This is a genomic window from Gibbsiella dentisursi, assembly GCF_039539505.1.
Classification (GTDB): Bacteria; Pseudomonadota; Gammaproteobacteria; order Enterobacterales; family Enterobacteriaceae; genus Gibbsiella; species Gibbsiella quercinecans.
In genome coordinates, this window is record NZ_BAABDG010000003.1 from 601,707 (window position 1) to 613,736 (window position 12,030).

Here is a 12,030-nt window from a genome sequence, read left to right on the forward strand (position 1 = left end):
AGGAAAAAATGCTGCATTTAGGCCTGGATATCGGCGGCACCAAAATCGCCGCCGCAGTGCTGGATGGGGATGGTGCGCTGTTGCTGCAACAGCGCACCGCCACGCGCAAAGAGAGTTACGCGCAGTTCCTGCACGACGTTTGCCAGCTAATCACCACGCTGCAGGGCAAGTTTAACGTTCCGTTATCGATCGGCATTGCCTTGCCGGGCAGCATTTCGCCGCAAAGCGGTTTGATCAGGAATTCCAACATTCTGCCGCTCAACGGCCAGCCGCTGCAGCAGGATTTGCAGCAGCGGCTAAAGCAGCGCGTCGCTATCGCCAACGATGCCAACTGCTTCGCCCTGTCTGAAGCCACCGACGGTGCCGGCAAGGGCCATAATAGCGTATTCGGCGTGACACTCGGCACCGGCTGCGGCGGCGGGCTGGTGATCAACCAGCAGTTGATTACCGGCGGCTACGGCAACGCGGCGGAATGCGGGCACAACCCGCTGCCCGGGTACGATCCGGCCAACGATGGGCCGCCCGTCCGCTGCTATTGCGGGCAGTTCAACTGCGTGGAGTCTTTTGTTTCCGGCACCGGGCTGGCCGAACGCTATAAGCTGGCGACCGGCCGGCAAGCCACGCCGCAGGAAATTATCGCGCGGGCGGAAAGCGGCGAAGCCGAAGCGGTACAGCAATGCGCACGCTATCGCGACCGCCTGGCCAGAATGCTGGCGACGATCGTCAACCTGATCGATCCCGGGGTGATCGTCATCGGCGGCGGGCTTTCCAACGCACCGGCGCTGTATCAGGATCTCGCCCCCAGCGTCGGCGCCTACGCCTTTACCGACCGGTTTTGTACCCCGATCGTACCGGCACAGCATGGTGACAGCAGCGGTGTGCGCGGCGCCGCGTGGATCGGTGCGCAGACGGGCCAATGAACTCGTATTATATGCTGCGCCCACCGATGACGGCGGCCGCAGCAGCCTCGATCAACGGGATGCCAACGACAAAATGGTTTCCTGATCCGCCTCTTCCCGGTCAAGAATGCCAGTGATACGCCCTTCATGCATGACCATCACACGGTCGCTCATCCCCAAAATCTCGGGTAATTCAGAAGACACCATAATGATGGCGACGCCGCGGTTCGCCAGTTCACTGATCAGGTGATAAATTTCCGCCTTTGCCCCTACGTCAATGCCACGGGTTGGTTCATCCAGGATCAGGATTTTCGGCTGCGCCAATAGCCAACGGGAAATTAACACCTTCTGCTGGTTACCGCCGCTCAGGTTATTAATGATCTGATCCATGGTCGGGGTTTTTATATTCAGCCGATGGATTTGGTTCATGCAGTCCTGGGCCATTTTCACGTGTTTGATAAACCCGCTCTTGCCGACATATTCCGGCATATTGACGATACTCATGTTCTCTAATACCGACAGCACCAGGAATAAACCGGACTTTTTACGATCCTCAGTCAGCAGCGCCATGCCGTTATCAATCGCCACCGAAGGAGAATCAATATTGACCGGAACGCCATCAATCAGCACCTCGCCGCTGTCAAAGCGCTCCATGCCAAACAGGCTTTCCATCACCTCAGTACGGCCGGCTCCCACCAGGCCGGCGACGCCGAGGATCTCCCCGCGCCGGACGCTGAAGTTGATATTCTGGAAATGCCCTTGGCGGCATAGATTACGCACCGTCAGCACCTCTTCGCCAATGGTGTTATTAAATTTGGGGAACAGCTGGGTTAATTCACGGCCGACCATTTGGGTGATCAACGACTGGCGGGTAAACTCCGAAGTCTGCTTACTGCCGAGCCAGGCGCCATCGCGAAACACACTGATTTCATCGGTAATGGTAAATATTTCATCCATTTTATGGCTGATATAGATAATGGCTTTTCCCTGCTTGCGTAAATCACGAATAATATTGAAAAGGTGAACAACCTCGCTTTCCGTTAATGCAGAGGTGGGTTCATCCATAATAACCACGTCCGCATCCCATGACATCGCTTTGGCAATTTCCACCATTTGCTGGGCAGCGATGCTCAGCTCGCCCACCATCTTCTGCGGCGATAAACGAATATTCAGCTTATCCAGCAGTTCCTTGGTCTGCTGATTGAGTTTGCGGTGATCGACAAAGCCATACCGCGTGGGCTCACGCCCCAGCCAGATATTCTCCGCCACCGTCATATGGGTGACCAAGTTTAACTCTTGGTGAATCATCGAAATACCGGAGCGCAGGGCGTCCATCGTATCCTGGAACTTCACCGGTTCGCCCTTGATGCGAATAGAACCGGTGTCGGGATGGTATATCCCGATCAGGCATTTCATTAACGTGGATTTACCCGCACCGTTTTCGCCCATCAGGGCATGCACCGTTCCGGGGCGCACGCGTAATGACACATTATCAAGCGCCTTCACGCCGGGGAAAAATTTACTGATGCCTTCAGCTTCAAGGGCAAAAACGTTCATGGTTCAACCTCCGCATAAATCAATGAGCAATGATGATTCTGGTTGAGGTAACTAAACTGAAATCGGTAATCGCCAATAACACCGTGAGAATAAATGCCGAGAATACAAATTGCAGTTGCACGGCCCTATTTCCCATCCGTTGATAAAACAGCGGTGCTGCGGGATATTTTTCTCACCGTCAAAGAAACATAAGCAATCAGCCTCAGAGCGGCGCCGCGGGCGCCGCCGCCTGATCGTATCCGCCCCAGACCGACTGATCGAACTCCACCACCGAGCCGGTCATCAAACCGGACTCATCGCTCGCCAGGAATGCCACGGCGCGCGCCACCTCTTCTGGCTGGATCAACCGGCCAAACGGCTGCGCCGCCGCCGCTTTCTCCAACCAGTTATCCTCGGCATTGTGATACGTCTTCATGATGCGGTCTTCGCCTTCCGACGCCATCCAGCCGATATTCAACCCATTGACACGGATGCGGTTGCGCAGCAGCGCATAGGCCGTATTGCGCGTTAGCGTCGCCAGCGCCCCCTTCGAAGAGCAATAGGCGGCAATAAACGGCTGGCCGGCGAGCGCGGACATCGAGCAGATATTCACGATGCTGCCGTTAATCTTTTCGCGCCGCATGACCTTAATCGTTTCCTGCATCAGGAAAAAAGGGCCGCGCACGTTAGTAGCAAAAATGCTATCAAACAGCTCAGGTTCGGTATCAAGAATCGTGCCGCGGTCGGTCATACCGCCGGCGTTAACCAGAATATCCACCCTGCCATACCGCTCATCTGCCGTGGCGATCACCCGGCGGCAATCTTCAACCTTGGACAAATCCGCACGGACGAAAGCGACGCTGCCGGCGTTTTCATTATTCAGCCGTTGTGCGATCTGTTCGCCCTTCTCCTGATTACGCCCACAAATGATCACTGCGGCCGCACCCTGTTGTGCAAAATGGCGCGCTATCGCGGCGCCGAGTCCCTGCGTGCCGCCGGTGACGACGGCGACTTTACCGTGCAACTGCCCCATTAGAATGCTCCTTTAATCAGGGTGTACCCTGCTTTGTCCAACGCAGAACAAAGCGTCTTGTAACCGATTTGCGCATACTCCAGCGGCGGCGCCTTGGCCGGATCCTGCTCCGCTTCCACCACGAACCAGCCGTCATAGCCTATTTGCGCCAGCTTGTTGATAATGGCGCTGAAATCAATCATGCCGTCGCCGGGCACGGTGTAAACGCCTTTTAAGACGGCATCAAGGAAAGAGTCACGCTGCCAGTTCAACGCTTGCAACACAGCCGCGCGCACGTCTTTGGTGTGGACGTGGTTAATACGCGCGCCGTGTTTTGCCAGAATGGCCAGCGGATCTACACCGGCAAACACCAGGTGGCCGGCATCAAACAGCAGCCCCACCTCCGCCGAGGTGGCCGCCATTAGACGATCGATGTCGTGTTCGTCTTCAATGGCGGTGCCCATATGGTGATGGAACGCCAGCGGGACGCCAAAATCACGACAAAATGCGGCAAAGCGCGACAGTTTTTCCGCATACGCCTGCATCTGTTCGTCGTTAAGACGGCGGCGCTTCGCCAACGGCACATCCTGCCGATTCTGTATGGTTCCGGCGGTTTCGCCGTAAACCAGGCACGCCGCGCCGCAATCGCGGAATAACTGCAATTGCGGCAACGCCTTTTTAATCTCTTCTTCGACGGTATTGTCCAGCAGTGTGCCGGAGTACCAGCCAGAGACCAGTTCAAGCTGATATTCGCGCAATACGGCGGACAGTTCGGCCGTGGTTTTAGGGAATTTGCCGCCCGTTTCAACGCCCTGGAAACCGGCCTGGCGACTCTCCGCCAGACAGGTGATCAGCGGCGTGTCGCCGCCCAGTTGCGGGAGATCGTCATTAGACCAGGCGATAGGGGCAATACCCAGTTTTGCTTTAAGCACCATGTGAAGTTCTCCCGATTAAATACCTATACGTTGTTTTTGGCGGCCTTGAAGATGTTCCGCATACGCCTGATTCACGCTTTCGCGGGCGCTGACTTCAGGTACGCCGACATCCCACCACGCGTCGCCCGGCGTCCAGTCGGCCGGATGGGTGACAATCGAAATCACCGTCGTGCGATCGTTGCCTTTCGCCCAGCGGATCGCCGCCTCCAGCTCATCCAGTGAGGTGACTTTCCGCGCCAGCGCCCCCATGGCCTGCGCATGGGCGACAAAATCGACGTGGAACGGCTCCTTCACGCGGCAATCTTTCAGTAAGTTATTGAACGACGCGCCGCCTTTGGCGTTCTGCAGGCGGTTAATCACGGCAAAGCCGCCGTTATCGCACACCAGCAGAATGAATTTATGGCCGGCCAGCACGCTGGAATAGATATCGGAATTCATCATCATGTAGGTGCCATCGCCAATCATCACGAAAACGTCCCGATCCTGCCGCGCCATGGCCGCCCCCCAGCCGGCGGAAAGCTCATAGCCCATGCAGGAAAAACCGAATTCGCAATCGAAGGTGCCGGCATTTTTCACCCGCCAGCCTTTCACCAGTTCCCCCGGCAGGCCGCCCGCCGCGCTGATGATGTAGTCTTCCGGCGCGGCAGCCGCATTCACCACGCCAATCACCTGCGCATAGGTAGGATCGCCTTCCGTCACCGTGCGCGCCTGCCTTTGCGCAATCAGCGCATTCCATTTGGCGAATTCCTCACGCCCCTTCTCCAGCCAGCCATCGCCAGCCTGCCACTGCCCTAACGCCTGGTTCAACTCGGCAATCCCTTCGCGGGCATCGCACACCAGGGGGATGGCAAAGTGCTTATGCGCGTCGAAACGGGCCGCATTCAGCGAGATAAATTGTGCTTTATGATCAAAGACCGTCCAGGAACCGGTCACGAAATCCATCAGCCGCGTTCCCACGGCGATCACCACATCCGCGCTGGCCGCCAGGGCGTTGGCCGAGGTGGAGCCCAGAATGCCAATCGGCCCGATATGCACCGGGTTATCGTGCGAAAACGTCCCCTTTCCGGCGATGGTTTCCGCCACCGGAATGCCGTGGGCGACAGCGAACTGTTCCAGTTCAGCCTCAGCCTGCGAATAACGCACGCCGCCGCCGGCAATAATCAGCGGCCGCTTGGCGCGCTTCAGGCATTCCACCGCGCGGGCAAGCAGTAAACGGTCAGGCCGTGGGCGCGGCATCAGGTGCTGGCGCGGCGCGAAGAATGCTTCCGGGAAATCCCATGCCATCTCCTGCACATCCTGGCAAACGCCGATAAAAGCCGGGCCGCAATTCCCCGGATCCAACAGGGTTGCCACCGCCTGCGGCAGGGAAGAGAGAATTTGCTCGGGATAAGTGATGCGATCCCAATAGCGCGAAACGCTTTTAAACGCATCGTTGACGGTTTGCGTCGGATCGCTGAAGTGCTCCACCTGCTGCATAACCGGATCGGGATGACGGCGGGCAAAGCTGTCGCCGCAAATCATCAGCAGCGGCAGGCGGCTGGTATGCGCGACGCCCGCTGCGGTCAACAGATTGGTAGTCCCAGGGCCGATTGACGCCGTCACCACCATAATCTGCCGGCGAACCATCGCTTTGGCGAACCCCACCGCCGCGAATGCCATCGACTGTTCATTCTGGCCACGCCAGGTCGGCAGCGTGTCCTGCGCGGCTTCCAGCGCTACCCCCAAACAGGTCACATTGCCGTGGCCAAAAATGGCGTAAACACCGGGGAATAGCGGCACTCGCTTGCCGTCTATTTCGGTAAACTGGTTGCTCAGATAGCGAACTATTGCCTGAGCCGTCGTGCAACGAATCGTAGCCATATCTTCACTCACTCTTAGTAGATGCCATGCAGCAGCATCGCGTTTCGATCGGCAACATAAATTGCCGAATACTAGACACGGCAATAAAAGTTGCAATTTCTGGCGATAAAGCTCCCGCATGAGCGCGGGCGGGAGCGGTTAAGACGGATTACTACGTTTGCGTTTGCGCTGGGTTTCCGCGCGTTTTTCGCGTTCCGTAATGGTTTCAATGCGCGGCTGCGTGCCCGCAGGCTGCAGCACCGCCGCCAATGCCATCGCAATGCTTTGCACCAAACAAACCGGCGCCGCCAGCGAACGTGAGAAGCTGTACTCCTCTTCCGGGATGGTGAACAGCACCTTGGCGTTCTTCGCCAATGGCGATAACGGGCTGTCGGTGATCGCCACCACCGGTATGTGGCGGCCGCCGGCATCATCGGCAATGGCGACCACCTCTTTGGCATAATGACGAAACGCAATGGCGATCAGCACATCGTTGTCGCGCATACATTTCGCCATCTGCGGCGCCAACCCGCCGGCGGAATCCAGCAGGATCACCTGGCGATTGAGCATCGTCAGCAGATAGCGCAACAGCGAGGCGATCGGCTCAGAACGCAGTTGGCCAGCGATATAGATAGTCCCTGCCGCCTTCAGCAAGGCGGCGGTGGTATCCAGATCGGCCTGCGTCACGCTACCCAGCAGTTCCTGCAACGTTGCGATATCGCGGATCACCAGGCTTTGCAGAAAACCATGGCTGCCCTTTTGTTCATTCTTGCGCAGGTCATTTTCCAGCGCGGTAATCCGCTCGTTATACCCCGGCGCGGCGGTTGCAAGGCGCGTCTGAAAGACGCTTTGCATCTGCTTAAAACCGCTGTAGCCAAACACCTGCGCAAAACGCACCAGCACCGAAGGGTGCACGCCGCATTTCGCGGCAACGGCATTAATCGACTCCAGCGCCACGGTGTTCGGGTTCTGGGTGATGTACCGCGCGGCCTGCTGATGGCGTACCGACAGCTGTGGATAGCGCTGAGTAATTTCATCCACAATCTGCTCGTAGTTTTCATGGGGCAGTGATTTCGCTACGGCCTCACGCTTCTCGCTTTTACTCATCAATCATTCCTTTGCAGCTCAACTGCTCAACTCACCGGCCCGCAAACGCAATAAAAATTGCAATTTAAAGTTTTATGCAATTAGTTCTAACGCATTTGCAACAACCTGGGAAAAACTCTTCGCGATATTTGTGATTCGCTTCTAAAAATTAACATTTCATTATCATTTTTATGCCAAATCAGGCCAGTAAAAATGACATTAACGATTGATTAATAAATGAAAAAATTCAAAACACCTCAATTTGACCTCATCGCTCGCACCACGTTGCAATTTTTATTGCCAAGAAACTAGTATTGCAACTATTGATGCTTTTGCGGTTTTTTTGCTCAGTCGGCGAACCCCAACAGCGAACCCGTATTCAGGTTTATCGCATATCGGCGACGCCTGAAACAGATGCCGGAGGATCGAAACATCATGTATCAAGATTTTGGACAATTCATCAATGGCCAGTGGTGTACAGGCAGCAGCCAAGAAGCCGTGATCGTGACCGATCCGGGCAATGGCAAATCGCTGGGAGAGATTCCGGCAGCCACCGCGGCGGACACACTGAAAGCGCTTGCCAGCGCAGAACACGCCCTGGGCAGTTGGAAGGCGACCCAGCACTGGGCGCGCGCCGATTTACTGCAAGACGTGGCGCACCACATGGCGCTTTGCACCAACGACGCTATTGAGGTGATATCGAAAGAGAGCGGAAAACCGCTGGCACAGGCCAAACGCGAGTGGGAATTGTCCATCGATCAGTTCGTTTGGTACGCCGAAGAGGCACGCCGCATTTATGGCCGCATTGTTGAAAGCCGCGCGCCCGGCGGGCGTTGCGAAGTGCTGCACGAACCGGTCGGCGTTGTCGCCGCCTTCACCGCCTGGAATTTCCCGGTGGTGCTGGTGGCACGCAAGCTTGCCCCCGCGTTGGCGGCCGGTTGCACGGTGGTGCTGCGCCCGTCCAACGAAGTGCCCGGCTCCGCCATGATGATTTTTGAATGCCTGCGCAAAGCCGGCCTGCCCGCCGGCGTGGCGAACCTGGTGGTCGGCGCCACGGCGGACACCTATGAACCGCTGATCGCTTCACCGATCGTCAAAAAAGTCTCATTAACCGGTTCCACGCAGCTAGGCCAACAGATGATTCGCGATTCGGCGGCCACCATTAAGCGCCTAAGCATGGAGTTAGGCGGCAACGCACCGGTCATCATCTATGAAGATGCCGATCTGGAAACGGCGCTGGATCTCTCCGTCGCAACCAAATTTGCCAACTGTGGCCAGGTTTGCGTCACCTGCGATCGCTTTTATGTCCACGCAAGCCGTTATGACGACTTTGTGCAGGGCTTTGCCGAGCGCGCCAGCAAGCTGAAAGTGGGTTACGGCCTGAAAGAAGACACGCAGGTTGGGCCGCTTATCAATCTGCGCCGCCTCAAGGCCATTGAAGCTATCGTCGAGGATGCCCGCAGCAAGGGGGGCCGCATCGTCACCGGCGGCCAGCGCATCGCCCTGGAAGGAGGGTTCTTCTATGCTCCCACGGTGATCACCGACGTGCCGGACGACGCGCTGGCCATCGCGGCGGAAAACTTCGGCCCTATCGCCGCCATCACCTCATTCAGCGACAGTGAAAATTTATGGCACCGGGTGAACAACTCTGAGTTTGCCCTCGCTGCCTACGCCTTCACCCGCGATCCGGCCCGCATCCGCGAAACCGTCGCACGCCTGGAATCCGGCATGGTGGGCATCAACAGCTATGCATTGGCCGCCGCCGAAGTGCCTTTTGGCGGCATCAAAGCCAGCGGCATGGGGCGCGAAGGCGGCAGTGAAGGCATTCATGACTATATGAACGTCAAGCTGGCCCAAATCGTGGTGTAAGGAGCGGGTGATGAAACAGAACAACATCAAAACATGCTGGAATGACGGGCGCACAGTGCTCAACGGCTGGTTGAGCATCGCCAGCGCCTTCACGGCAGAGATCATGGCGGAACAGGGTTACGACGCGCTCACCATTGATTTGCAACACGGTTTCGTCGGCTACGAGCAGGCGACGCATATGCTGCAAGCCATGCGCGCCAGCGGCGTGGCGCCAATGGTGCGCGTGCCATGGCTGGAGCCGGGCATCATCATGAAAGCACTCGACGCGGGCGCCTGGGGCATCATCTGCCCGATGGTGAACACTGCGCAACAAGCCCAAACGCTGGTTTCCTGCGTGCGCTATCCACCCACCGGCAGCCGCAGCTTCGGGCCAACGCGCGTCAGTTTCTCCGCCGGCCAGGATTACGGCCAACACGCCGACGATCAGGTGGTGTGTTTCGCCATGATTGAAACCGCCGAAGCGGTGGCAAACCTTGACGAGATCGTCGCCACGCCCGGCCTTGACGGCGTGTATATCGGCCCTGCCGATTTAACACTGGGACTGACCGGGCGGAAATACCGCACGGGGTTTGACCGCACGGAGCCGGAAATCGTCGAAACCATCCAACATATCCTGCACACCGCGCACCGCGCCGGCAAAAAGGCCGGCCTGCACAACGGTTCGGCGGCCTACGCCGCGCAGGCGGCGGAATGGGGGTTCGATTTGGTCACACTCTCCAACGATGTACAACTGCTGCGTTCCGCCGCAGCGGCCAGCGTGCAGCAATTCCGCGAACGCAACGGCAACGGGCCTGCGGCCGGCCGGCATGACCAGCCGGGAGGATATTGAGATGGCTAATATTCTGGTCGCCGGCAAAATCCATCAGGCCGGCCTTGAGATTCTGCACAATGCCGCCGGCTTCCACATAAAACAGGTTTCCGAGATCAGCGTGGATAGCTACGCGCCGTTCCTCAACGACGCCGATGCGTTACTGATTCGCACCCAGCCGTTAACCGCACGCGAAGTCAACGCCGCGCCCAAGCTGCGCATCGTTTCCCGCCACGGTGTGGGCTACGACTCGGTGGATGTTGACGCCTTAACCGCCCGCAATATCCCGCTGACCATCGTCGGCGACGTCAATTCGCTCTCGGTGGCCGAACATACCCTGTCGCTGCTGCTGGCGCTGGCAAAACGCGTCTGCTATTTCGATCGCAGTGTCCGCGAGGGGCATTGGAATCGCCGCAACAGTTTTTCCGCCGTGGAACTGGCGGGAAGAACGCTGTTTATCCTCGGCTTTGGCCGCATCGGCCGGGAGGTAGCGAACCTGGCAAAAAATTTCCGCATGCAGATCATCGCTTACGATCCCTTCCTGCCTGACTCGGTGTTCGCCGAGCACGGCGTAAGGCGGATAACCGAGATCGCGGCCGGCTTGCAACAGGCCGATGCCGTGACGGTGCATCTGCCGCTGAGCGGCGATAAGCCCCTCCTCGGCGCGGCGGAACTGTTGCAGATGAAGCACGGCGCGCTGCTGATCAACACCGCGCGCGGCGGGATTGTGGATGAAGAGGCGCTCGCCAGGGCGTTGCAAAATGGCGCGCTTGGCGGCGCAGGGCTGGACGTGTTGCAGGACGAACCGCCCCGCCTGCACTCACCCCTGCTGGCGCAAACCGATCGCCTAATACTCAGCCCGCATTCGGCGGGCCTGACCGAAGAAGCGGCGATCCGTATGTCGGTGTGTGCGGCGACAAACATCGTCACGTATTTCAACGGCCAACTGGATACTGAACTGGTGGTGAATAAGCAGGTTCTGCAGCTTAACAAGCTGATGAGTCAACAGCCCTGAGAACAATAACGCCTCTTACCGGAGAATATCATGCTCAAGATTGCCATCCTCGGCGCCGGCCGCATCGGCCAGGTACATGCAGCGAACGTTGCACGCCATCGCGATGCTCAACTGGCGCTGGTTGCCGATCCCTTGATCGACAACGCCAGAGCCCTCGCCGCGCACTATGGCGGGACGGCGGTGAACAACCCGCTTGATGCGATCAACCATCCCGATATTGATGCGGTGGTGATCTGCTCCCCTACCGATACCCACGTCGAACTCATGTTGGCGGCCGCCAGCGCCGGCAAAGCCGTGCTGTGCGAAAAGCCGGTCGATCTCGACATCGGCAAAGCCCTGGAAGCCGAACGTGCGCTTGGCCAGCACGCCCGGCGTGTCATGCTGGGGTTCAACCGCCGCTTTGATCCCGGTTTTAACGAAATCCATCGGCGTATCCGCAACGGCGACATCGGCGATCTGCATCAGGTGATCATCACCAGCCGCGATCCGGGCCTTGCGCCGATGAACTACCTGAAACACTCCGGCGGCATCTTCCGCGACATGGTGATTCATGATTTCGATCTGGCGCGCTGGATACTCGGTGAGGAACCGGTAGAGGTATTCGCCACCGGCAGCCGCCTGTTCGAACCGGCGCTGGAAGCGTTGGGCGACTACGACACGGTGATGGTGCAGTTGCGCACCGCCTCCGGGAAACAGTGCCAGATCAACTGTAGCCGCCGGGCGGCGTATGGCTATGACCAACGCCTGGAGGTTTTTGGCGCCGGCGGCATGATGCTGAACGACAATCAGCGCGAAACCACCGTGCGCCACTTCGGCGCACAGACGACGGAAGCCCGCGGCCCGCTGCTTAACTTCTTTATGCAGCGCTACAGCGAGGCTTATCAGCTTGAAATGGAATCATTCATTTCTGCCATCGGCAACGATGGCGCGGTACCGATAACCGTCCACGACGGTTGTCAGGCGTTAAAACTGGCGGATGCCGCGCAGCGCTCTGCGGACACGCTTACGGTTGTCAACGTGAATTGAGGAAC

At 58.0% G+C, this 12,030-nt stretch carries 10 protein-coding genes; 5 read left to right on the forward strand and 5 right to left on the reverse strand.

The genetic code is table 11. The features are described 5' to 3' along the window. Positions 1-8: 8 nt before the first annotated feature. Positions 9-920, forward strand: a complete 912-nt coding sequence (locus tag ABFX35_RS13410; protein WP_121525379.1) for an ROK family protein — start codon at positions 9-11, stop codon at positions 918-920. Between the two features lie 51 nt (positions 921-971). On the opposite strand, the gene ABFX35_RS13415 is transcribed toward ABFX35_RS13410, so the two are convergent. The 5 genes from ABFX35_RS13415 to ABFX35_RS13435 form a co-directional block, all read right to left on the reverse strand. Beyond that, positions 972-2,456, reverse strand: a complete 1,485-nt coding sequence (locus ABFX35_RS13415; RefSeq protein WP_121525380.1) for a sugar ABC transporter ATP-binding protein — start codon at positions 2,454-2,456, stop codon at positions 972-974. A gap of 202 nt (positions 2,457-2,658) precedes the next feature. After that, the gene (locus tag ABFX35_RS13420; RefSeq protein WP_346081610.1) at positions 2,659-3,468 is read right to left on the reverse strand and encodes an SDR family oxidoreductase; all 810 of its coding nucleotides are present in this window, start codon (positions 3,466-3,468) and stop codon (positions 2,659-2,661) included. After that, positions 3,468-4,382, reverse strand: a complete 915-nt coding sequence (gene iolE, locus ABFX35_RS13425) for a myo-inosose-2 dehydratase (protein WP_346081612.1) — start codon at positions 4,380-4,382, stop codon at positions 3,468-3,470. Before iolE ends, ABFX35_RS13420 begins: the two co-directional genes overlap by 1 nt. Before the next feature lie 15 nt (positions 4,383-4,397). Further along, positions 4,398-6,242, reverse strand: coding sequence for a 3D-(3,5/4)-trihydroxycyclohexane-1,2-dione acylhydrolase (decyclizing) (gene iolD / locus ABFX35_RS13430; protein WP_346081614.1), 1,845 nt, complete (start codon positions 6,240-6,242; stop codon positions 4,398-4,400). Positions 6,243-6,380: 138 nt separating this feature from the next. Further along, positions 6,381-7,328, reverse strand: a complete 948-nt coding sequence (locus ABFX35_RS13435; protein ID WP_095847035.1) for a MurR/RpiR family transcriptional regulator — start codon at positions 7,326-7,328, stop codon at positions 6,381-6,383. Positions 7,329-7,742: 414 nt separating this feature from the next. On the opposite strand from ABFX35_RS13435, the gene ABFX35_RS13440 reads away from it, so the two are divergent. The 4 genes from ABFX35_RS13440 to iolG are packed head-to-tail and all read left to right on the forward strand — an operon-like array spanning position 7,743 to position 12,025. Beyond that, positions 7,743-9,176 carry an NAD-dependent succinate-semialdehyde dehydrogenase gene (locus ABFX35_RS13440; protein WP_346081616.1) on the forward strand — a complete coding sequence of 478 codons (1,434 nt, stop codon included), beginning with the start codon at positions 7,743-7,745 and terminating at the stop codon, positions 9,174-9,176. A 10-nt stretch (positions 9,177-9,186) separates the two neighbouring features. Continuing rightward, positions 9,187-10,005, forward strand: coding sequence for an HpcH/HpaI aldolase family protein (locus tag ABFX35_RS13445; RefSeq protein WP_346081618.1), 819 nt, complete (start codon positions 9,187-9,189; stop codon positions 10,003-10,005). 1 nt (position 10,006) lies between these two features. Beyond that, complete coding sequence (locus ABFX35_RS13450) at positions 10,007-10,999, forward strand: hydroxyacid dehydrogenase (protein ID WP_346081620.1); 993 nt, start codon at positions 10,007-10,009, stop codon at positions 10,997-10,999. A gap of 30 nt (positions 11,000-11,029) precedes the next feature. After that, positions 11,030-12,025, forward strand: coding sequence for an inositol 2-dehydrogenase (gene iolG, locus ABFX35_RS13455; protein WP_095847031.1), 996 nt, complete (start codon positions 11,030-11,032; stop codon positions 12,023-12,025). Positions 12,026-12,030: the final 5 nt, after the last annotated feature.